Genomic DNA, 22,796 nt, shown 5'->3' on the forward strand with positions numbered 1-22,796 from the left:
AACTTGGGCACACAGTTTCAGCAAATTGGGTCAATGGCCAGAGCCAGCATGATTTTGCCGCTCAACAAAAGCGATTTCGCTCGATTATTGCTCAGATCAGGGGTGGCGGGATTTTGCCGTGCGGTGGGCCGCTGATTTGAGGGGCAAAAACGGGCAGCGCGTGGCCGAAATGTGCCGCACCATGGCGATGGGATATCGTTTTTAATCGGGGGCTGGCATCACAGCGGCGAAGGGGACGCTCTTCTTTTATCATGTCCTAAATGAGGAAAATCAAATGCTTACCAAGAATATCACACCTATTATGGCCCTGATCCTAATCGCTAGCACGGCCATGGCTGATGAGGCGCCAATGGCAGATGTCAGCATCGATACGGATGGTGACGGCGTGTATACACTGAGCGAAATTCAGGTCGCTTTTCCAACGATCAGTGCGGATGACTTTATGGTTTTGGATGCCAATGGGGACGGTGTTGTCGATATGATCGAGGCCCAAGCCGGCGCGGATGCCGGGCTGATCCCCATGGAGGAAAAGTCCACCGACGGATGACGACATAATCAAACGAGACGCCCGATTTGGGCGTCTCAATTCGACGATTTGGGTCAATCTGAGGGGTCTTGTTCTTCGAAGACTTCTAGCGCTGTGTTTAGCGCGTTGATCGCTGAGGGGAACCCGCCATAGAGCGACATTTGCCAGATCACTTCGGCAATTTCTTTTTGGGTCAGACCGGCCTTTAAGCCACCGGAAATATTGATCTTTAGCTGCGGTTTGGTCTGCCCACCCAATGCGGTTAGGGCCGCGATTGTGGCGATATATCTGTCTCTCAACGGCAGGCCCGGTCGGCCGTATTGTCGCCCATAAGAGAAATCAACGACACCTTCGGCCATTCCGGGCAACAAATGTCCGTACCGCGCATCCAGCGCCTGTTCCATGCCCGGGTTCAACGTTTCAGAGAGTTCTCTGCCGATTTGCGTGGTGGATTTGGTCATCTATGCCTCTGAATATCAAAAATAATTGTCATGATTTGATATGAGATCAGACATGGGTCTGATCAAGCCCTGAGGCGCGAGGTTTCGCCAGTCGCGGCCGTCATTTTCACAAAACAAAAGGGCGGAAATCATCCGCCCTTTGCCGTATCAGAAAGGGATCGCCGTTATTACTCAGCGCCGCGTGACAGGGCCGCAACGCCCGTGCGCGCCATTTCCAACAGGCCAATCGGGCGCATCAGATCCGCAAAAGCGTCGATTTTTTCCGGCGTGCCGGTGATTTCAAACACAAAGCTTTCCAACGTGCTGTCGACCACATTGGCGCGGAAAATTTCCGCCATGCGCAAGGCTTCGATCCGATGTTCGCCTTTGCCGGACACCTTAAACAGCGCCAATTCGCGTTCCACGGACGGGCCTTCGACGGTCAGGTCATGCACGTCGCGCACCGGTACAATCCGGCCGACTTGGGCTTTGATTTGTTCGATCACTTGCGGCGTGCCGCTGGTGACAATGGTGATGCGCGACAGGTTTTCTTCGTGGTTCACTTCGGCCACGGTCAGGCTTTCGATGTTGTAGCCACGCCCGGCAAACAGGCCGATCACACGGGCCAGAACGCCGGGTTCATTTTCCACCAGCATCGCCAGTGTGTGGGTTTCAACAACGTCCGAAAAATTGGGGCGTAGGTTATAGGCGGAATGGCTGGTAGAGCCTTTTTTGATACGTAGTGCGGACATTTTCGTCTCTCCTTATACCAAAACCGAGCCGGACGCGTCGATTGCGCCTTCGGTGGAATCGTCGCCCATCAGCATTTCGTTATGCGCCTTGCCCGATGGGATCATCGGATAGCAGTTTTCATGCTTTTCAACCAGACAATCAAACAGAACCGGCCCGTCATGATGGATCATTTCCAGGATCGCATCATCCAGCGTGTCGGGATCGGAACATTGAATGCCTTTGGCGCCAAACGCTTCGGCCAATTTCACGAAATCAGGCAGGCTTTCGGACCAGCTGCTGGAATAGCGTTCGCCATGCAGCAATTCCTGCCACTGACGCACCATGCCCAGACGTTCATTGTTCAAAATGAACTGTTTCACCGGCAGGCGATACTGCATCGCAGTGCCCATTTCCTGCATGTTCATCAGCCAGGACGCTTCGCCAGCCACGTTGATCACCAAGGCATCCGGATGCGCCAGTTGCGCACCGATTGAGGCAGGGAACCCATAGCCCATCGTGCCCAGACCGCCGGATGTCATCCACCGATTGGGTTCATTGAATTTCAAAAACTGCGCCGCCCACATCTGATGCTGGCCCACCTCAGTGGTCACATAGCGGTCCATGTCTTTGGTCAGTGCTTCCAGCCGTTCCAGCGCATATTGAGGTTTGATCACCTTGCCGGTTTGTTCAAACGCCAGACAATTCACAGCTTTCCAATCTGCGATTTGACCTTTCCAACGCGCCAAACCGTCTTTGTTGACCTTGCGCCCGCGGGATTTCCACACTTTCAGCAGGTCTTCTAATACGTGGCCCACATCGCCAACAATCGGGATATCGACCGGGATCACTTTGTTGATCGAGGACGGGTCGATGTCGATATGAGCCTTGGTTGAGTTGGGGCTGAATTTTTCAATCACCCCGGTGATGCGGTCGTCAAAACGCGCGCCGATATTGATCATCAGATCGCAATCATGCATCGCCATATTCGCCTCATACAGACCATGCATGCCCAACATGCCCAGCCAATTTTCACCCGTCGCCGGGTAGGCGCCCAAACCCATCAAAGTCGACGTGATCGGGATGCCCGTTGCATCCACCAATTCGCGCAGCAATTGTGACGCCGCCGTGCCGGAATTGATCACGCCACCGCCGGTATAAAATACCGGGCGTTCGGCCTGTTCCATGGCTTCGACCAATTCGGTGATCGAGGCAATGTCGCCTTTGACGGGTGGGTTATAATGGCTCTTGTTTTTCAGTTTGTCGGTGTATTTACCGGTGGCAAATTGCACGTCCTTGGGCACGTCAATCAGAACCGGACCGGGGCGGCCAGTGGTGGCCACGTGGAACGCTTCGTGAATGGTGCCGGACAATTTGTCGGTCTCTTTGACCAACCAATTGTGTTTGGTGCAGGGGCGGGTGATGCCAACGGTGTCGGCTTCCTGAAAGGCGTCCGACCCAATCATAAAGGTCGGTACCTGCCCGGAAAACACAACGATCGGAATGGAATCCAACAATGCATCGGTCAGGCCGGTCACTGCGTTTGTCGCGCCGGGTCCGGATGTCACCAGCGCCACGCCAACCTTGCCGGTGGAACGTGCATAGGCTTCGGCGGCGTGGATCGCGGCCTGTTCATGGCGCACCAAAACGTGGCGGATGTCATTCTGAAGAAAGACCTCATCATAAATCGGAAGCACAGCTCCGCCAGGATATCCGAAGATTGTGTCGACACCCTGATCCTTCAGGGCCTGAACTACCATTTTCGCACCGGTCATCTGACGTGTCATGTCTTGCTCCGTATTCAGACATTTTTAAGTTGCGCAACAAAAAACCCCCGGAAATTTCCGAGGGCGCATGGGGTACCATTATGGTCTACCGTTACCGGTCCATGCGCCTTATTCTCACAAGTACTAGAATGCGTTTCATTCCGGGCTCCTCGTTGCGTGGTGACTTTATGCACGGGGGAAACATGGCGTCAACAGTAATGCAGCAAAAATTTCGTCAAACGGGGGTTTGCCGCAATAAAATTACAAAATCGCCTTTGGCTGCCATTTGAAACGGATCAAATTTACGTGTGATTCTATCAAATTTTGATCAGACCTGCGGGCTGAAATTGTCCGATCCGGCAATAATGGCAATGTTGTTTCCAATCCATCGACAATCTTGGCTTTTGTTAATCACTTTTTAACCTGGATGCGGGGTTTGCCACATTCTCTTTGAAATATGCCCGCAATTGCGCCACATTTGGCCCAGTTTTTGACACATTTCAGCGCGGTCGATGGGGACGCGTTTTAAAGGGGACTGCCATGATACCTGCCTCGGTAACCGATTATGCCCAAAGTGAGATAGATTTTAATCCATTATCCAATGCGACGATCTCTGATCTACCAAATGGTGGATATGGCGTGACTTTCTTCGCCGGAATTGGGGCCGAAGATGCGGATGGCTTTGTCAATGCACTGCTATGCACCCAAGTTTTTGACGAAGAGGGTGTGCAAGGTTCCTTGATCGAACATTCTTATCAGGCAAATGCGGCAGGTGATCTGATTGTTGTTGAAACCCCCGATGGGATCGCCATTCAGTTTGATGTGTTGGCCGGGCCAGTTGCACAGCGTCTGACCTTTGACGGGGATGCTGCTGCGCTTGAGGATATGAACGCCGTGGTCAAAGGCACTCCTTTTGTTGACGCGCTTTATACTGATGGCGGCGATGACTTTATTCGTGCCATGTCGGCCGGGGACAGCATCAGCGCCAGTGGCGGCGATGATGTGGTTCTGGGCGGTCATGGGGGTGATCTGATCCGCACGTGGACCGGTGACGACGTGGTGCATGCGGGCAAAGGCGACGATGTGGTCTATGCCGGTGCGGGCGACGATTATGTTCTGGGCGGCGAAGGTCACGATAAAATCGGTGGTGGCTACGGCAATGACACCCTTTATGGCCATGATAACAACGACACATTGTATGGGGCCCGCGGCGAAGACAGTCTGCATGGTGGCAACAACAATGACACGTTGTTTGGTGGCGATGGCGGCGACCGGTTGCATGGCAACAAAGGCAATGACGCGCTTTATGGTCAACAGGGCAACGATTTCATCCGTGGGGATTGGGGCAATGACCTGATCGTGGCCGGGATCGGCAAAGACATCGCCTATGGCGGGGCTGGCCATGACGAAATCTATGGCGGGGCCAGCGCGGATAAACTTTATGGTGGGGATGGCGACGATGCCATTCGCGGCGGCTCTGGCTGGGATAAAATCAATGGTGGCGACGGCGATGACAGCCTGCATGGCAATGCCGGTCGCGATATCATTATCGGCGGCAACGGGTCTGACCATGTCGGCGGTGGATCTGGCAACGATGTGATTGATACATCCGGCAATGTTGACGATGTGTTTGGCATTTCTGGTGCGCCTGATCTGGGTTATCCGGGGCTGTTCCCCGCGGATCCTTTGCCGGGCGACGATATGGATGTTGTCTGGGCCGGGGCCGGGCATGACACGGTCACCACCGGCGATGACGCGGATTACATTCGCGGTGGGTCCGGCAATGACACGCTGGATGGCGGGTTTGACGCCGACACGATCTATGGCAATTCCGGAAATGACGTGATTATCGCGGGCGAAGGGTCCGATACGGTGTTCGCAGGCACCGGCAATGATGTGATCCATGGTGGCCTGCCGCCCGGGCTGCCAGATACGCTGAATGTTCCCGATGTTTTGGGCGATTTGGAGCCTGATAACGGCGATGACCTGCTTTATGGCGGTCATGGGGATGATCAAATTTTCGGCGCGGATGATGACGACACAATCTATGGCGGTCACGGGGATGACCTGATTGATGGGGGTGTCGATAATGACCTGATGACCGGTGGTGATGGCGATGACCTGTTTGCGTTCGACGACGGAGACGGCGCTGACGTGATCACAGATTTTGGCCATGGTGCCGACCAAATCCAAATCTCTGGAATTGACGGTCTGGACTTTGCCGGGCTGTTCCTAAGCCAGGATGAAAGCGCCGCCGTAATCGAAGCGGGTGATCTGGTGATCCGCCTCGAAGGTGTAAATGCAGAAGACCTGAGCGAAGAAGACTTCTTGTTCGCCTAAACAACGTTTGGGGGCCAATTGCCCCCAAATTTGACCCAAAACCCGATCTGTGACGTCAAATTGATGTCAAAACCCAAGGAGCCGCCTGTGCCATCCATCGCTGATACCTTGTCCAGCCGAAATGTCGATCTTGTTGATGCTGTTTATGCCATGCAGGGTCCTGATGGGCGTCCGTTCATTTTGTGGCTTGAACATTCGCAGGATCCGGCTGCAATTGGCGAAAAGGATGTCTATGTCGCAACCGAAGGTCAGGAAGCCGCGCCGTTTTCGCTCGGATTTCGATTGTCCCCGACACAGGATTTGAAATTTGCTGTGGATGATGTGGCTCAGCGGGTCACCGTCGGGTTGGCGTCGCAAGGGACATTGCCCAAAGATCAGGATTTTCAGGTGGAATTGTCCGTAAACGAGGGCAATGTGACCCTGCTGCGGTCCTTTAGCCCAGCCAAGTTGCATTCCTAGGCCAACGGCATTCTGACAGAATAGTTTCTGTTGATCGGGGCGTCATTGCGCCCCGTTTTTATTGATACAGCTGGGTCTAATCGCGCATTTCACGCACAGCCTGATCCGCATTATCCGTCGAGGCCTGAATTTTCTCTGCAAGTGCGCGAATTTCTTTGGCGACAACAGAAAAACCAGACCCCACTTCGCCTGCATGGGCCGCCTGAATAGAGGCATTCAACGCCGTCATGCGCACCGCAGATGCAATCGATTTAATTTCATCCAATGTGGTTTCCAACGTGATATGAAGCTGATCCACCTGAGACATGGTTTCTTGTTTCTGGTTGTCCAAATCCGCCCAGAGATCCCATATCATTTTGGTCATTTCATCGCGCACGACTGGCCACAGGGTTTCGTAAAAATGTCGCGCGGATCTGCAATCGGGCAGGGTTCCTGCCTCAATCAGAGTTTGCATATCCTGAATTTTGGACTGCACCCCCAATATGCGATTTTTACGCTGGGGATGCTGTAATGCGATGGACCTGATCCATTCGATCCGTTCCCGTGGATGATCGGCAAAATTTCCCGTGGAAAACCCACCTGTGCCATAGAGCAGATCCATATTGCGGCCAAATTGCGCAGCCATGTCGACAAATTCACCCATAACCAGATCGCGAATATCATCAGGCGGGGCAGAGGCCAGCGTCATCAGCCGCAGTGACATCTGAATGGTCAAACCACGTGTTGTCGCAATTTCATCAACCAGCACGCGAATGTCATTTTGTTCCTGACCAAACGAGTTGGTGGCCGGGTTATAATAACTTGGCGTGGTTTGGTGTGGATCAAGTTGTACGTTCATAGCGGCCCCTTTTGAGGGGACAATATCAGTCAAATTGTAAACTAATTGCTAAAAGTGTGTGGTTAATTCAGCGCCACGCCGGTGCCTTGCAGGACCCCATGTTCCAACGCATACCGGGTCAGTCCAGCGGTCGAACTGATCCCCAATTTACGTTTGATATTCTTTCTATGGGTTTCTACCGTGCGGACAGAAATATCCAAAACATTTGCGACTTCTTTGTTGGATTGCCCCTGCGCCAATTGCAACAAAATGGTTTGTTCCCGGTTGGTTAGGGGTTCCCGACCATCTGCGATTTTGGGTTTAAGGGAACCTTCGGCACCGGTGCATAGATATTGTTCGCCACGCATGACCGCCTCAATCGCGGTATGGATTTCTTCGGTTGGGACATCCTTTAGCACATAGCCCTTGGCACCATGGTTAAGGGCGGTGCTGATATATTCAGGGCTGTCATGCATCGACAGGATCAGAATCCGGGTCGCAGGACGGCGTTCCAAAATCATTTCAGTGGCCGTGAGCCCGCCCAGTTGCGGCATATTCAAATCCAGCAGAATGACATCGGGATCCAGCGTTTCTACCTGATCCACGATTTCCTGTCCGTTCGACAGGACGCCGACCACATTAATATTGTCATAGGATTCCAGCAGCGACTGGATGCCTTCGGCCACCATGGGGTGGTCATCAACGATAACAACTCGGACCAAACTCATATGACGTCCTCCTTTTTGTGAACCAATCGACCCGTCGTGTTTTCGGTCGGTGTCAGCATGTGGCTCAGCGGGATCAGGGCTTCTATCACGGTTCCCGGACCAGTGGAAATCAGGTGAAATGTCCCACCCAATTGTTCGATACGTTCAGCCATATTGCGCAGCCCCAGTCCACCGCCACGACTGCGCCGTTCGGTGCGGGGCGGCAGGCCGACCCCGTTATCAGCAATACGCAGCAATGCCCCTTTGCGATTGCCGCGCAGTTGAATATCGACCTGTGTCGCTTCGGCATGGCGTTCAATATTGGTCAGGGCCTCTTGGGCGATGCGATACATGGCAATGCGGGCCTCTTGATCCAGCCGATTTCGAAACACCACGGTTTCAAAATTCACGATGATGCCGGTTCGGGTTGCGAAATCTTCGGTCAGGGATTTTAACGCCGGGCCAAGCCCCAAATCATCCAGCACACCGGGGCGCAAATCGCGGCTGATCCGGCGCACTTCCTGGATGGCGCCGCCAAGGGATTGGATGCCTTTGTCCAAGCTCTCTTCGGCGCGTTCATCGTTTGATTTCAGACGTTTACGAGCCAATTCTAACGCATATCGCACCGACACCAAAATCTGGGAAATACTGTCATGTAATTCCCGCGCCACGCGCCCGCGCTCTTCTTCTTGGGTGTCGATGATCCGTTGGGTCAGTTGCTTTAGCTTGGCATCGGCCAGCCGTCGTTCACGTATGTTCAGACCAATACCGGTCAAAAACACCGCCACCAACGCCGCAATGGTGATGGCCAATATATAGAGTGACATCCTCTGGATGCGGTCCTCAACTTCGGCGCGGGCTGCGGCGACGGTATCCAACACGTCATCGATGAAAATACCGGTGCCCACAACCCAACGCCAATCCTGCAAGCCCACCACATAGACAACCATGCGCGCGGTTTCACCGGTGCTGGGTTTGGGCCAGTCAAAGGTATGATAGCCCCCACCGGCGCGGGCGATACGGATCAATTCATCCGTGATCGGTATGCCATTTGTGTCCACCAACCCAGTCCAGTCCCCGCCAATCAGAAACGTTTGCCGGGGGGCGACCAGATTGCGCCCATCGTAATCATACACAAAGAAATAGCCGTCCTGACCATAGATCATGGATGACAATTCTTGGGTCACTTCAAGCTTGGCCACTTCGTCATCTGGTGCGGCACGTCCATAAATATTGACGAAGCCCGTGCGTGCAATTGACATATAGTTTTTCAGCTCATCCCGCTTGGCATCGATCAGCTGCGTTTCCAGCGCCTTGATTTCACGTTCTGCCAATTGCCTTGATTGGCCGATCACCAAAAACGAAATCACCGTCACCGCCACGATCAGGGGCACGGTTGCCAAAAGGAACAGTTTTTGTCCGTAACTGAGCGCAATTGCATCGCGAAAAGGGGTTGGGCGGGTGTCCATAAATGATTCGATAGACCGAATCTGTGGCGAATCAAAGGGCACCAAAAATGCTGTTATCGCTAACGCAAAGGGTTTAGGGTGTTCTAACCCCGAAAACCGGTCATATTTTATGACAATTTTGATCGATCTTGTGGGTCTCTACGCAGTCATGGGTATTTTGGTCTGCAATTTCCCGCGCTAGGGTCATCGAACCTGCAACGATCTGCCATCCCCGGGGAGGGGACGGTTCTACTTTGGGAGGACAACCATGGATCGTCGTTCTTTTTTGAAAACTTCTGCTATTGGCGGCACCGCCGCTGCTGCGACTGGCCTTGCCGCTCCGGCATATGCTCAGGGCAATCGGACCCTGACAATGGTCACCAGCTGGGGCCGCGGTCTGGCCGGTGTGCATGATGCAGCGCAACGTGTTGCTGACAACATCACCGCCATGACAGACGGCTCATTGACCATCGATCTGAAAGCATCAGGCGAATTGGTTGGTGGCTTCGAAGTGTTTGACGCTGTGACATCTGGTCAGGCGGACATGTATCACGCGGCTGACTATTACTTTGTCGGTCAGCACCCAGGCTATGCCTTCTTTACATCTGTTCCTTTCGGCATGACTGCACAGGAACTGGCCAACTGGTACTACCATGGCGAAGGCGCTGCAAAGCACGACGAGCTGGGCGAAATCTTTGGCCTGAAATCGTTCTTGGCTGGTAACACTGGCGCCCAAGCGGGTGGTTGGTTCTCTAAGGAAATCAACGGTCCAGAAGACTTCCAAGGTCTGAAATTCCGTATGCCGGGTCTGGGCGGTCAAGCGCTGGGTAAACTGGGCGCATCCATCCAAAACCTTCCGGGTGCAGAAGTGTACCAAGCGTTGGCATCTGGTGCGATTGACGGAACCGAATGGATCGGCCCATGGGCAGATGAAAAAGCTGGTTTCCAGGAAATCACCAAGTTCTACTACACAGCTGGCTTCCACGAGCCGGGTGCGGGTCTGTCGCTGGCGACAAACCGTGACGTGTTCAACGAACTGTCCCCAGCCCATCAGAAAGTGATCGAAATCGCTGCTGGCGAATGCCACCAGTGGAACCTGTCACAATTCCTGAACAACAACGGTGCCGCATTGCAGCGTCTGCAGGCTGGCGGCGTAAACGTTCTGGAATTCCCAGATTCAGTTTGGGACGCAATGGGGACTGCGACAGAGGAAACTCTGAGCGAGCACATGGGTGACGATCTGTATGCCGGCATCCGTGAAAGCTACAACTCTTCTATGGCGGCCAGCTCTAACTGGTTGGTGAAGTCCGAAGGGACATACCGTAGCCAGCGTGACCGCGTTCTGGGCTAAAGCCTGATCGTATAAATTTATCGGCCCTCCGTTTCGCACGGGGGGTCGGTGCGCGCAGATCGCGTGGGTTTGAGGATTTCGGTCAACGCCTGCACATCGCGCGAATTTACCCTATAAATTAGGGCCCATTCAAAACGGGGGATGACCATGGGACTGGTCGAATCATGGGGCGGAAACGCCTTTGGTTGGTTTTTCGCACATCTGATCGAAGCTTTTTATAACATCGGCTATGCGGTGTTACATCCGGGGCAATGGCTGTCTTGGGTGCCGTATATCAACGGATCGATGCCAGAAACCGAAATCAAAGAAGCGCTGATGCGGTTCATCTATTATGGCGGCTCTACCGAGCTGTTTTTCGCGGTTTTTGCGATCTTCTTGGTTTTTACCGGAATTGGGCTAGCAAATAACGGGTTTATGTGGCGCTGCGTTCGGACCCTGGAAGGGTTTGCAAACGGCATCGGCCGGTTTTTTGCTTGGGCCGGTTTGTTGATGGTGCTGCAACAGATCATGATCATCTTTATGCAGCGCGTCTTTGCGGTGTCCGAGATTTCGATCGGGTTTGGATCCGCGCTGACCAAGGACGTGTCCTGGTGGGCCGAAATGCTGAAATTCGAAAACGCGCTGATCGTGACGCTTTGTGCGTCTTATACCTTTGTTCAGGGCGGGCATGTCCGGGTTGATCTGGTCTATTCTGCCGTGTCGTTTCGCACCAAACGCATCATCGACATGATCGGATCGCTGATCTTTATGGTGCCGGCGGCGGTGCTGACATGGATGTATGGCTGGTATTTCCTGTGGCGCCATCTGGTGGTGCCAAAACCGTCCGCTTCTGACAGTTTGGATCGGTTGATCACCAAAGCCCGCGCCATTCGTTGGAATGTTGAAACCATCGGGTTTTCGCCCAACGGCTTTAACGGTTATTTCCTGTTCAAGATCCTGCTGGTGGCGTTCACCGGGTTGATCATGCTGCAGGCCGTGGCGTTCTTTTATCGCTCTTACCTAGAGTGGAAAGAAGGGCCTTCTTCTGAAAACAAATATCTCGACAAGGACGTGCTGGGCGATGAGCAAGCCGAACTTGTTGCAGACATCCACTAAATTAGGGGCGTAAAGCTATGCTATTGGGATTAGATGGCGTCGAGATCGGCCTGATCATCGTCTTGCTGTGCCTCTTTGGGGGTATTCTTTCCGGCTTTCCGGTGGCGTTTGCCATCGGTGGGGCAGGGGTTATTTCATTTGCGTTGATTGCGGCGCTGGATTCAGGCGGATACCTGATCCACCAAGCGATCGACAAAGGGTCAGACGCCTATAACGCGTTGATCGGATCAGGGATCCATCCGGATAAAATCTCGGTCTTTAGGTATCCTGATTTGCCACGACTTGCGGAACCTGTGTTTGCGCAAGGCTGGGAAACAGCGATGGACCGCAACGTGTCCTTTATTGTGAACCGGATGAACGAACGGGTTCTGGCGGGGCAATCCATCGAAACCCTGTTGGCGGTACTGATGTTCGTCATGATGGGGATCACGCTGGAACGGTCCAAAATCGCGGATGATTTGCTGACCTCGATGAGCCGCGTTTTTGGCCCATTGCCGGGCGGTCTGGCCGTGTCGGTTGTGGTTGTGGGGGCGTTTTTGGCGGCCTCAACCGGGATCGTGGGCGCAACTGTTGTGACCATGGGGCTTTTGTCGTTGCCCACTATGTTGCGCAACAATTATTCGCCGGAATTGGCCACAGGGGTGATTGCGGCGTCGGGCACATTGGGGCAGATCATTCCGCCTTCGATTGTGATCGTGCTGTTGGGCACCTTGGCTGGGGATCTTTATTCCACCGCCCAAGAGGCCCGCGCCCAAGAAGCAGGATGTAGCGATGCGCTGACCCTTCTCGGGGAACCCGCGGTTGTGTCCGTTGGCACCTTGTTCCAAGCGGCGTTGCTGCCGGGGATCATGCTGGCCTTCCTTTATGGGGCCTATGCGTTTGGCTATGCGATGTTGAAACCACATAAGGCACCGCCGGTGGAATTTGACGCCAAAACCGGTGAAACCATCACCCGTAACGAAGGCCTGACATGGTTCCTGGGCGTGCCTGTTGCATTAATCGTCGGAACCATCCTGCTGGGCCAGGTGGGCATCGTTGGGTCGCAATCCGTCATCGTGAATTCCTATTCCGAAGCCGGACAATCCGCGAGCTTGCGCACAAATGTTTCTGAGCAATGCGCCGCCTCGATGTTGGAACTGCATGGCCAAGAGGCATGGGACACAGCTGTTGGAGAACAAGCGGCGATTGACGCCTCTGGTGGTGCGGTTGCCGCCCATCAACTGAGCGACGATGAACGGGCGCAGGCGCTGGCTGAAAAGCTAGAAAATGCAGCCCCCATCGGCAAAGGCATCGCAGTATTTGCTTTGTTGTTCGGCTTGGTTCTGGTCATAGCACGGGGGGTTCAGCCCAACGCCGATCCTAAACCACTGATTTTGGGGGCGATGGGTCTGTTGGCGATGTTGTTCCTGGATGTGGTGGCGATTGGTCCGCTGACATCACCGGGGGTCACATTGTTGATCCTGCTGGTTCCGGGCATCATTGTGATGCGCGCCAGCAAGGTCGCCGCAGGCCGGTTGGGTCAAAATGATCTGCTGCGGGTGGTGTTCCCACCTCTGGTCCTGATCGTTGCGGTGCTGGGGTCCATTTTGGGCGGCATCACCAACCCAACACCAGCGGCCGCATTGGGCGCAGGTGGGGCGATCCTGCTGGCGGCCTATCGCAAGCTACAGGATCAAGGCAAATCCGGCGCACCTATCCTATGGGGCACGGGCGCGGTTGTGGTCATGCTGTTGCTGGGCACCAACTTTGATATGCGGATCAATCAGGAAAGTGTCGGGTTTGAAAACTGGCTGGCCTTTATCGCGGCCTTCACCTGCTTCTTGTTTGCCTTTGCGGTGATCCTCTATGCATGCTGGGTGCTGTTTGCCGGTGGCGTTTTGTCCCCCGTCATGCGCGAAACCGCCAAAGTAACATCGATGGTTTTCTCCATCCTGATCGGCTCTCAGCTGCTCAATCTGGTGGTGATTTCCTTTGGTGGCGAACATTACATTCAGGACTTCCTCAAGAGTTTTGATGATGTGCGCACGGTGTTCCTGATCGTGATGCTGGTGCTATTTGTGCTGGGCTTTGTGCTTGATTTCCTTGAAATCATTTACATCGTGATCCCAATCGTCGGCCCGGTCATCTATGGGGATGTTCTGGATCCGAAATGGGTGACGATCATGATCGCGGTGAACCTGCAAACATCGTTCCTAACACCGCCCTTTGGGTTTGCGCTGTTCTACTTGCGCGGCGTCGCCCCCAAAGAGGTCACGACCGGTCATATCTATCGCGGGGTGATCCCGTTTGTGTTGATCCAAGTGGTTGGGTTGGGCATGTTGGCACTGTTCCCACAGGTCGTCACAATCATTCCCAATCTCATCGGGAACTGACCCAGACATTATACCTTTGAAAACGGCGTCCTTTGGGCGCCGTTTTTCTTTTGATCCACCAAAATTCGGGCGTGGTGTTAGATCGGATTATCTGAACTGGGTTGCAGCAGATCCCAGCGGTTGCCAAACGGATCCTGCCAGACCGCGACAATGCCATAGATTTCTCGGCGTGGCTTTTCGCAGAAATGCACACCGGCCTGGATCATTCTGGCATGTTCACGGGCAAAATCATCGGTCGATAGGAAAAAACCGACACGTCCGCCGGTTTGCTGACCGATGGCTGCGGATTGTAGGTCACCATCCGCCTTGGCCAGCAATATGCGACATTGCCCACCGGGCGGGGCCACCAGCACCCAGCGTTTGGTCACGCTAAGCCGTTTGTCCGTGATGACATCCCAACCCAAAACGCCATGATAGAAATCCAGCGCCAGATCGTAATCCGGTACAACCAGCGCAAAAGCAGCGATATGGGGCATTAGAATTTTGTTGTGGGCCGCGCATCCGGCAGGCTGATCTTGGCCACTTGTTCGGCGATGGGCGGCACAGATAGGGGATGGGTTTCGGCCTCATAGGCGGCTTTGTCTGTTAGCGGTGTCCATTCGCCGCGGTGATAGATTTCTAACCCTTTGAACTTGGCCTTGTAGTCCATTTTGGGCGATCCGGGCACCCAATAGCCCAAATAAATATAGGGCAAATCCATCTGACGCGCGATTTCGATATGATCCAAAATCACATGAGTGCCCAGTGAATCCCCGTGATGTTCGGGCGAGAAAAACGAATAAACCATCGACAGCCCATCATCGAGGATATCGGTCAAACATACTGCGCGCAGACCGCCACGTGGATCGGTGTCGCGCGTCGCGTCGTCGTCAGGGTGGGTATATTCGATCACACGGGACCGGATTGGCGTTTCTTCGACCATGGCGGCGAATTCAAACAGGTCCATATCCGCCATGCCGCCATCAGAATGACGCCCGTCCAGATAATCGCGAAACAACGCATATTGTTCCTCTGTGGCCCAAGGCGACAGCGCGCGTCGGTGCAGGTCTGCATTGCGTTTAAACACGCGGCGCTGACTGCGGGTCGGGGCAAAATCCGCCACCTTGATCCGGGCTGACAAACAGGCCGAACATTCCGCACAGGACGGGCGATAAAGGACATTTTGCGACCGGCGAAAGCCCTGTTTTGACAATGCGTCATTCAGCTGTTCGGCTGTATCCCCTTGTAAAGCCGTGAATAATTTGCGCTCCATCCGGTCTGCCAGATAGGGGCAGGGCTGGGGCGCGGTCACGTAAAATTGCGGCGCAAGGGGTAGTGTATGACGCATAAAACTGGCTCCTTAAGGGGGACGTTAACAACGCGTGTCCCCGAGTCCAAGCCCCCCATATTCAGGGAGTTGATTGAAATATTAATATTTCATGGACAATTTTGCCTCTTTTAGAGGGGCGCTCCTTGTGGGCGCAACCACGCTTCAAGGTAGATGGTTAACCGCGATTGGATGCTGGCATCCCCGTGTACGGCGCAAAAATGCAGCGCAATCGCTTGGATAACAAAGGCTTGCACGCCTTCGGCCAAAAGGATGGCGGACACATCTTTGCGAAACGGGCCAATTGTTAACCATTTGGCCAAAACCGCGATCTGACGATCAAAGGTCCGCGCGATAGGGCCCAGTTCCTCTTTGGCGGCGGCGCCGGAATGCCGAATGATCAGATCAAACAGATAGCGTTCTTGGGCCATGAAATTCAGGATTGGCATCAATTGAACCACAAAATCCGCAACATCATCGGGCGTGGATTTCTGTTCAATATCATAAAGATAGAGGTTCAATTCATCCCCAACGATCAGATCCAGCAACGCGTCCTTGTCCGGGAAATGGGCAAAAAATGTGCCCTTGGCGACGCCGGCCTGTTGTACCACTTGTTCGACGCGCATCGCCCCATAGCCCTGAACAGCGATCACTGCTTTGGCGGTGTCGATCAGTTTGGCGCGGGTGGCGTGGGCCCGTTTTTGGATGGGTTTGGTTTGTTGGGTCATGTGCCTAGACATACAGGATTTGTGACCGTGGTCAAATTTATGAATTGACCGTGGTCATTTTTGACAATATGACCACGGTCAATATTTAACACTCCAAAGGAAACGTCATGTCTGCCAAACGTATTCTGGTTCTAAACGGCCACCCCGCTGAAACGTCTTTGTCCAAATCTCTGGCCGAAAAATATACGCAATCCGCCCAAGAGGCCGGTCACGATGTGCGGGTATTGCACCTGCGTGATTTTGATTTGGATTATGGATTTGGCGGATATTCCAACCACAAACCGCTAGAGCCTTGTTTACTGGCCTTTCAGGCGGATGTGGACTGGGCCCAACATGTGGTTTTGCTGACACCGATGTGGTGGGGGGGGATGCCCGCCAAATTAAAGGGCCTGTTTGATCGCACATTGCTGCCGGGATGGGCGTTTGACACACGCACCACTAAAATGGGTATGCCGTTGCCGCTGTTAGGGGGGCGCACTGCGCGCGCGATTGTGACGTCCGATACGCCGACATTCCTGTTTGGGCTGATGTATCATCGGTCCTTGCTGCGTCAAATCAAAGGGCAGATTTTGCATTTTATCGGCATGAAACCTGCCAAAATCACCCATTTCGCGCCCGCCAGCAAAGCCAAGCCCGAATTGGCCGCAAGGTGGCTGAACAAGGTGGGTGAATTGGGGCGTCAGGGCGTCTAATGGCTTCAACGAAAAAAGGGACGGTTGGGGAACCGTCCCTTTGACTGCATGTGGTGGGATTACAATGCGCGGTTCAGCGCAGCAGTGCCCAAAACATGGTCAGTCAGGCTTTGTTTGCGGGGGCTGAACAGGATCAACGCGATCGAAATCAGCTGCAACGGCGGGAAAGACACAGAAATTGTGTATCCCAATGTATGTGCAAATGCCGTGCCGTTTGACAGAAATTGGCCGTCTGCTTCGCGCATTTCCAGACCCATCAGGCGCATGCCCCAAGTGGCCGATCCGCTGGACAGGGTGAACCAGCGATAGAAAAATCCCAGCACCAGCATCAAAAACGGGAAAAAGAAGATCCCTAAAAACGCGGTAAACGGCACGGCGATGGCGGCCAGGATCGCGATCAGGACCACGTCAAACACCCATGCGATCAACCGCTTGGTCGGTACACCGGCATAGAAATCAGGCCGCGTGGCAGGGTCAGGCAGGCGTGGTTCAGTGCGGGTTTGATAGGCGTAGGCAGACATGGGTCCCTCATGTTTTATGGTTTCACCGGTTTTCCGGATGTTTCACTGGGGCAGGCGGCCCATCATTACATGAGGGCCGCCAAGGGGGGATTTGTGTCGTGTGTGTGGACGATTAGGCGTCTTCGCGTGTCGCTTCTTCTTCGTCTTCTGGATCGCTGGCCTTTTTGGCGCGGTCATCCATGAATTGGTCGAACTCAGCTTTGTCCTTTGCTTCGCGCAGGCGAGCCAGGAAGGCTTCGAAATTGTCTTGCTCGTCTTCTAGACGTTGCAATGTTTCGGCCTTGTAGGCGTCGAATGCGGAATTGCCCGAAGGTTTCATCGCCGCCTTAAAGGCGTGGCGCGGTGAATGGGCGTGGGAACGGTGGCTGCAATTGCGGGAAAACATGCGTTTACTCCAAATCATATAAGCGAGAAGGGCGAGGCCGACGGGCCAAACGAAGATAAAGCCGAGAACCATGGCAGCGATCCAGGCCCCTTTGCCGCGTTCGTCAAGCCAGGCCTCGGTCTTGGAAAACCAGCCCTTTGCACGGGCACTGCGTGGCATCTCATGCGTCGGGTATACGGTGGCGTCAGACATTTGGGGCTCCTTGGTAAGGTTACGTTTTGTTTGTTTGCTGCGATGTTTATCGCTTTCACATTACCGATATCGGAGTTTGCCCCCTCTAGTTCAAGCTTTAATGTGAATGTTATTTACATAAATCGTGTAGGTTATTGTTATTCATCGGAATAATGGTATATTTTTCGGAACCGCCTGTGTGGCGTGACAGGGATTTCTGCAGTGATTGTCAGAGATATTTGCAGCAAACGTGTTTTAGACTGAGTTTGCAACCCACGCTTCGGCTTCGATCAGCTCTTCAACCGTTAAAACCCGACCTATGTTAATCACCCGTTTAAAGGATACCGTTTGTTGCGGGGCTGCGACCAAGGATCGTGGGAAGCGCCCCGGAAAGCCAAAGCCTTTGTTTCCGACAGCGGTCCAAGTGGGTCCAGATGTGGGCGCGGAAACAACTTCTGCCCCGTTGATCCGGCCTGTCAAAATGCCCGCAGAATATGTGATCGCCAGCGTGTGCCATTGCGTAACATCAGCCGGGATCACCACCCCGCCAATGCTTAAAGCTTCTGGCGAAGGGGCTCAATCTGGTCATCAGGCCTTATGGTTGGTTAGCGCACGTGCTTGTCGTGCGGGATTGCCGTTACGCGGACGAAGCTACCATCGATACTCATCGAGCACTCAACCGAGCATTTCATATCCCATTGTGCATGATGAAAGCAGTATTACCTCTGTTCACCACTTGGAGACATGTATCCGCAAGTTGATCAAAGCATGAGACAACTTGGCTTCGAACCATGCTGTGCTTTTCGTAAGCCCCACTTTCATAACCTTGTCCATCCGCCCAACCATAATCTCCGGTCAATTTAATCTCAGGCGGGGATTGTCCATACAAGGATAACCAAGCCATTGAAATCCTATGTAGTTTTTGCGCTCCAGAATTTTTGATGACTGTTGGACCGTAGAAATTTAGTCCCAATTGGGGTTCCATATTGTGTGCTGGATTGTAGCTGGGTACCCACTGCAAACTATCGCTGATGTACTGAATAAGGTTATCACTCAGCGAAACGGTTGCGGCGACGTCGTAGTACCTTCGGTAATCGAAAGTTGGGTTATCCGAAAGCTCTGTGAAATAGAAATTATGGATCATCATCCGGTGCCTTTGTCGCTATGTCGTTCTCGTCTCAAAGGGGTCAAACCGGTCAACCGGCACCAATGGTTGGCTAAGACACCCGTTTGTTGCACCGGATGGCCGTGATGTTTGATTTGGGCGACATGTGTAGCGACCGTTATTCGAACTTAACCCCACACCAAATGAAAAACCTCTTCCAGACCCAAAGCAGAGGGAAGAGAAGAATGAGCCCCACTTTTCCTTCTTTAGTACCATCACCGGGGATGAGAGCTGAGGCGAGTGCTATTCCACCCAAGGCGGCTATAATTGTCAATATTATCAAAATGATGACGCCAAGAGTAATCAGGAACGCCTTAGTCTGCATCTGATCAACCCCAGTTTTCGGTGTCATTTTACGTTGGCCATTAGGTGGTGAATGCGACGGTTTTTGCACCTGTCACACCTACCAGATCATCCGGGGTGATTGGGAAGATATGTTTGGGCGTGCCTGCGGCGGCGTAGATCACGCTATAATCGGCCAATTTTGGGTCCATAAAGCAGCGAATTGGGTTCAAATGGCCCACAGGCGCGACACCGCCAATGGCAAATCCGGTCTGATCGCGCACCAATTTGGGATGCGCACGTCCAAGAGGTTCTCCAACAACGGCGCTGGCTTTTTCAATATCAACCTGATTGCCACCGGCGGTTAGAAACAGGATCGCGGTCCCGCTCTCTGTGCCCTCAAAGATGATGGATTTGGCGATTTGGTCCACGTCACATTCCGCGGCTTCTGCTGCTTGGGCGGCGGTGCGGGTTTCCAAATCCATTTCCAAAACAAACGACCCTAGCCCAGCGGCGGTCAATGCATCGGTGACACGTTGTAAGGATTTGCTCATTGGAACCTCTCTTGGCTATCTGGTCTTTAACGGTACTAAATCGTGGGACGCGACAAATTGCACGCCGACATTGGGATGATCCCGGCCTTGGGCGATTGACGCTGCCGGGGGACAAAGGCAATGTCGCCTTATGTCGTTTACATCCCGTATATCCCGCAGCCCACACGCATTTGATCCTGATATGGGGGCGGATGCGATTGCGCATGTGCCTGATTTGCCCCCGGAATTGACGGGCCTGATCACCGGCGCGGCCGGATGCAGCCCCTATCTATCGGGGCTGATCGCCAAAGAAGGCGCATGGCTGCGCGCTGCCTTGGATGATCCCGAACAGGCGGCCACGGACGAATTGGCACGTTTGCCAGAATTGGCGCTGGATCAGCTAAAACCGCAATTGCGTGTGGCCAAACGGCGGATTGCATTGTTGACCGGGCTGGCGGATCTGGCGGGGGTCTGGTCATTGGAACAGGTGACTGGCTGGTTGTCACGATTGGCGGATGCGGCGGTGGATGTGTCGCTAAAACGGTTGGTCGGGGCTGAAATCGAGCGTGGCAAAATTCCGGGTCTTGGGGCAGAGGACGCCGAAAATGCCGGGGGATTGTTTGCCCTTTCCATGGGCAAAGGCGGCGCATTTGAGCTGAATTACAGCTCTGATATCGATCTGATTGTGCTGTTTGATGAAACCCGGTTTGACCCGGATGATTATCATGATGCGCGCGCCGGGTTCATTCGCGCGACCCGTAAAATGACCGGATTGATGACCGACCTGACCGGGGATGGATATGTGTTTCGCACCGATCTACGGCTGCGCCCGGATGCCAATGTCACGCCCGTTTGCCTGTCGATGGAAACCGCAGAGCGCTATTACGAAAGCGTTGGACGCACATGGGAACGGGCCGCTTATATAAAGGCGCGCGCAGCGGCCGGGGACATCGCGGCCGGCAATCGGTTTCTTGATACGCTGACGCCGTTTGTCTGGCGTCGCCATCTGGATTTCGCCGCGATCCAAGACGCCCATGACATGCGCCTGCGCATTCGCGACCATAAAAAACTGGGGGGTCGGTTGATCCTCGAAGGTCACAACATGAAACTGGGGCGCGGTGGCATCCGAGAAATCGAATTTTTCACCCAAACCCGGCAATTGATCGCAGGTGGGCGCGATAAAACATTACGGGTGCGGGGCACGGTGGATGGTTTGGCCGCCCTGTCACAGGCCGGGTGGGTTGAACCAGAGGTGGCCGACACGCTGACCGATCATTATCGGGCCCACCGCGAGGTCGAACATCGATTGCAAATGCTGCGCGATGCCCAGACCCACACGATGCCCAATTCCGCAGAAGGTTTTGACCGTTTGGCCGCCTTTATGGGGCAATCCGTGGCCGATATGCGCGCCGATCTGACGGATCGGTTGGAACAGGTCCATGCCCTGACCGAAGATTTCTTTGCCCCCGGCCATGTGGCGCCAAGCGACGATGATTTCGGCCAAGAGGTCACAGCGCGTTGGCTGACCTATCCGGCTTTGCGCTCTGACAGGGCGGTTGAAATTTTCAACCGGTTGAAACCAGAATTGTTGACCCGCCTGAAAGACGCCGCAAAACCAGAAGAAGCCTTGCTGCAATTTGATGGCTTTCTCAAAGGCTTACCTGCCGGAGTTCAACTGTTTTCCCTGTTTGAAGCCAACCCGCAACTGACCCAATTGATCGTCGATATTGCCGCCACTGCGCCCGCTTTGGCGCAATATTTGTCGCGCAATTCCGGGGTGTTTGATGCTGTGATTGGCGGGGCGTTTTTTGCGCAATGGCCGGGTATTGATGGGCTAAAATCCAGCCTGACCGACACGTTGGACCATCTGGATGATTACGAAAGTTGTCTGGACGGCACCCGACGCTGGGCCAAGGAATGGCATTTCCGCATTGGGGTGCATCATCTGCGGGGGCTGATCACGCCAGAACAGGCCGGTGCGCAATATGCGGATTTGGCCCAAGCGGTTGTGGCCGGGCTTTGGCCCATTGTTGTGACCCATTTTGAAGCAAAACATGGGGCAATGCCGGGCAATGGCGCGGTGGTGTTGGGCATGGGATCGATGGGATCGGCGCGTCTGAATGCCAGTTCCGATCTGGATTTGATCGTGATTTATGACGCGGATGGGGTGGATGCCTCTGAGGGGCGCCGCCCATTGGCGACACGGGCCTATTATGCGCGCCTGACCCAAGCCATGGTCACCGCATTGCAGGCCCCCATGGCCGAAGGCAAATTATACGAAGTGGATATGCGGCTGCGCCCGTCTGGTCGGCAGGGGCCAGTGGCGACATCGCTCAAGGCGTTTGAGGACTATCAACGCCACGAGGCCTGGACCTGGGAACATCTGGCATTGACCCGCGCGCGCGCCGTTGCGGGGTCACAAATGCTGGGCGATCAGGTCGAAACCATCCGGCAATCGGTTCTGGCTGAAAAATCTGGCGGGGACACGATCCTACAAGACGTGGCGGATATGCGCGAAAAAATCGCCGCCGCCAAAGCTCCGAATGGGGATTTTGACGCCAAAATCGGGCGCGGACGGATGCAGGATATCGAATTGCTGGCACAGACCGCATGTTTGCGCACCGGGTCAAATGTCCGCGAAACCGAGGCGCAATTGGCCGCAGGCGTCGCGAGCGGTTGGTTAAATGCCGCGGATGGGGCAGTTTTGCAGGATGCGATCGGGCTTTTCTGGTCCTTGCAGGCCGCCGCACGTCTGTTAACCGGCGAAGCGTTGGATTTGGATCGGATTGGCGAAGGTGGGTTGCGGTTGATTTTGCGTGAAACCGGCGTAGAAACGCCAAACGACCTGCGGGCTGTGATCGAAAACACCTATCAACAGGCGGATCAGGTGATTTCGCGGTTGCTTGGGGGCGCGGCGAATCCAACCTAACACCAGCCAAAAAAAACGGTCCAAAAACAGGGGA

21 protein-coding genes are annotated in these 22,796 nt (G+C 54.1%); 8 read left to right on the top strand and 13 right to left on the bottom strand.

Going from position 1 to position 22,796, the window contains the following annotated elements; translation table 11 throughout:
• Positions 1–274 precede the first annotated feature (274 nt).
• Complete coding sequence (locus tag AB1F12_RS07175; protein WP_368187705.1) at positions 275–547, top strand: hypothetical protein; 273 nt, start codon at positions 275–277, stop codon at positions 545–547.
• Positions 548–600: 53 nt separating this feature from the next.
• Here the strand turns inward: AB1F12_RS07175 and AB1F12_RS07180 are convergent, their stop codons facing one another.
• The 3 genes from AB1F12_RS07180 to AB1F12_RS07190 all read right to left on the bottom strand — a co-directional run bounded on the left by AB1F12_RS07180 (position 601) and on the right by AB1F12_RS07190 (position 3,482).
• Positions 601–987 (bottom strand): carboxymuconolactone decarboxylase family protein, encoded by a 387-nt coding sequence (locus AB1F12_RS07180; protein ID WP_368187707.1) that lies wholly within the window; start codon positions 985–987, stop codon positions 601–603.
• A gap of 167 nt (positions 988–1,154) precedes the next feature.
• Positions 1,155–1,718, bottom strand: coding sequence for an acetolactate synthase small subunit (gene ilvN / locus AB1F12_RS07185; RefSeq protein ID WP_368187709.1), 564 nt, complete (start codon positions 1,716–1,718; stop codon positions 1,155–1,157).
• Positions 1,719–1,730: 12 nt separating this feature from the next.
• Positions 1,731–3,482: an acetolactate synthase 3 large subunit gene (locus AB1F12_RS07190; protein WP_368187711.1), complete on the bottom strand. Its 1,752-nt coding sequence runs from the start codon at positions 3,480–3,482 to the stop codon at positions 1,731–1,733.
• Between the two features lie 519 nt (positions 3,483–4,001).
• Between AB1F12_RS07190 and AB1F12_RS07195 the strand changes: the two genes are divergently transcribed.
• Together AB1F12_RS07195 and AB1F12_RS07200 are read left to right on the top strand one after the other, a co-directional pair.
• Positions 4,002–5,801: a calcium-binding protein gene (locus tag AB1F12_RS07195; RefSeq protein ID WP_368187713.1), complete on the top strand. Its 1,800-nt coding sequence runs from the start codon at positions 4,002–4,004 to the stop codon at positions 5,799–5,801.
• Between the two features lie 87 nt (positions 5,802–5,888).
• A complete protein-coding gene (locus AB1F12_RS07200) occupies positions 5,889–6,260 on the top strand; it encodes a hypothetical protein (protein WP_368187715.1) in 372 nt (123 codons plus the stop codon).
• 76 nt (positions 6,261–6,336) lie between these two features.
• Here the strand turns inward: AB1F12_RS07200 and AB1F12_RS07205 are convergent, their stop codons facing one another.
• The 3 genes from AB1F12_RS07205 to AB1F12_RS07215 all read right to left on the bottom strand — a co-directional run bounded on the left by AB1F12_RS07205 (position 6,337) and on the right by AB1F12_RS07215 (position 9,253).
• The gene (locus AB1F12_RS07205; RefSeq protein ID WP_368187716.1) at positions 6,337–7,098 is read right to left on the bottom strand and encodes a methyl-accepting chemotaxis protein; all 762 of its coding nucleotides are present in this window, start codon (positions 7,096–7,098) and stop codon (positions 6,337–6,339) included.
• A gap of 62 nt (positions 7,099–7,160) precedes the next feature.
• A complete protein-coding gene (locus AB1F12_RS07210; protein WP_368187718.1) occupies positions 7,161–7,805 on the bottom strand; it encodes a response regulator in 645 nt (214 codons plus the stop codon).
• Positions 7,802–9,253, bottom strand: coding sequence for a cache domain-containing protein (locus AB1F12_RS07215; protein ID WP_368187720.1), 1,452 nt, complete (start codon positions 9,251–9,253; stop codon positions 7,802–7,804). The genes AB1F12_RS07210 and AB1F12_RS07215 overlap by 4 nt, the downstream gene beginning before the upstream one ends.
• Positions 9,254–9,500: 247 nt before the next feature.
• Between AB1F12_RS07215 and AB1F12_RS07220 the strand changes: the two genes are divergently transcribed.
• The 3 genes from AB1F12_RS07220 to AB1F12_RS07230 all read left to right on the top strand — a co-directional run bounded on the left by AB1F12_RS07220 (position 9,501) and on the right by AB1F12_RS07230 (position 14,050).
• Positions 9,501–10,583 carry a TRAP transporter substrate-binding protein gene (locus AB1F12_RS07220; protein ID WP_368187722.1) on the top strand — a complete coding sequence of 361 codons (1,083 nt, stop codon included), beginning with the start codon at positions 9,501–9,503 and terminating at the stop codon, positions 10,581–10,583.
• Positions 10,584–10,730: 147 nt separating this feature from the next.
• Positions 10,731–11,678 (top strand): TRAP transporter small permease subunit, encoded by a 948-nt coding sequence (locus AB1F12_RS07225; RefSeq protein WP_368187724.1) that lies wholly within the window; start codon positions 10,731–10,733, stop codon positions 11,676–11,678.
• Between the two features lie 17 nt (positions 11,679–11,695).
• Positions 11,696–14,050 (top strand): TRAP transporter large permease subunit, encoded by a 2,355-nt coding sequence (locus AB1F12_RS07230; protein WP_368187726.1) that lies wholly within the window; start codon positions 11,696–11,698, stop codon positions 14,048–14,050.
• Positions 14,051–14,127: 77 nt separating this feature from the next.
• Here AB1F12_RS07230 and AB1F12_RS07235 read toward each other — a convergent pair whose 3' ends face one another.
• The 3 genes from AB1F12_RS07235 to AB1F12_RS07245 all read right to left on the bottom strand — a co-directional run bounded on the left by AB1F12_RS07235 (position 14,128) and on the right by AB1F12_RS07245 (position 16,084).
• Positions 14,128–14,526, bottom strand: coding sequence for a VOC family protein (locus AB1F12_RS07235; protein WP_368187727.1), 399 nt, complete (start codon positions 14,524–14,526; stop codon positions 14,128–14,130).
• On the bottom strand, positions 14,526–15,377 hold the full coding sequence (locus tag AB1F12_RS07240) for an arginyltransferase (protein WP_368187729.1): 852 nt from the start codon (positions 15,375–15,377) through the stop codon (positions 14,526–14,528). Before AB1F12_RS07240 ends, AB1F12_RS07235 begins: the two co-directional genes overlap by 1 nt.
• A 110-nt stretch (positions 15,378–15,487) precedes the next feature.
• Positions 15,488–16,084, bottom strand: a complete 597-nt coding sequence (locus tag AB1F12_RS07245; RefSeq protein ID WP_368187732.1) for a TetR/AcrR family transcriptional regulator — start codon at positions 16,082–16,084, stop codon at positions 15,488–15,490.
• Positions 16,085–16,191: 107 nt separating this feature from the next.
• Here AB1F12_RS07245 and AB1F12_RS07250 point away from each other — a divergent pair, with 107 nt between their 5' ends.
• Positions 16,192–16,776, top strand: a complete 585-nt coding sequence (locus AB1F12_RS07250; protein ID WP_368187735.1) for an NAD(P)H-dependent oxidoreductase — start codon at positions 16,192–16,194, stop codon at positions 16,774–16,776.
• A gap of 59 nt (positions 16,777–16,835) precedes the next feature.
• Here AB1F12_RS07250 and AB1F12_RS07255 read toward each other — a convergent pair whose 3' ends face one another.
• The 4 genes from AB1F12_RS07255 to AB1F12_RS07270 all read right to left on the bottom strand — a co-directional run bounded on the left by AB1F12_RS07255 (position 16,836) and on the right by AB1F12_RS07270 (position 19,854).
• A complete protein-coding gene (locus tag AB1F12_RS07255) occupies positions 16,836–17,297 on the bottom strand; it encodes an RDD family protein (RefSeq protein WP_368187737.1) in 462 nt (153 codons plus the stop codon).
• Positions 17,298–17,409: 112 nt separating this feature from the next.
• The gene (locus AB1F12_RS07260; protein ID WP_368187739.1) at positions 17,410–17,874 is read right to left on the bottom strand and encodes a DUF2852 domain-containing protein; all 465 of its coding nucleotides are present in this window, start codon (positions 17,872–17,874) and stop codon (positions 17,410–17,412) included.
• Positions 17,875–18,108: 234 nt separating this feature from the next.
• Positions 18,109–18,393, bottom strand: a complete 285-nt coding sequence (locus tag AB1F12_RS07265) for a hypothetical protein (RefSeq protein ID WP_368187740.1) — start codon at positions 18,391–18,393, stop codon at positions 18,109–18,111.
• 990 nt (positions 18,394–19,383) lie between these two features.
• Positions 19,384–19,854, bottom strand: a complete 471-nt coding sequence (locus AB1F12_RS07270; protein WP_368187742.1) for a YbaK/EbsC family protein — start codon at positions 19,852–19,854, stop codon at positions 19,384–19,386.
• 130 nt (positions 19,855–19,984) lie between these two features.
• On the opposite strand from AB1F12_RS07270, the gene AB1F12_RS07275 reads away from it, so the two are divergent.
• Positions 19,985–22,762: a glutamine-synthetase adenylyltransferase gene (locus tag AB1F12_RS07275; protein WP_368187744.1), complete on the top strand. Its 2,778-nt coding sequence runs from the start codon at positions 19,985–19,987 to the stop codon at positions 22,760–22,762.
• Positions 22,763–22,796: the final 34 nt, after the last annotated feature.

Source organism: Aestuariibius sp. HNIBRBA575 (assembly GCF_040932005.1).
Lineage (GTDB): Bacteria > Pseudomonadota > Alphaproteobacteria > Rhodobacterales > Rhodobacteraceae > CANLNM01.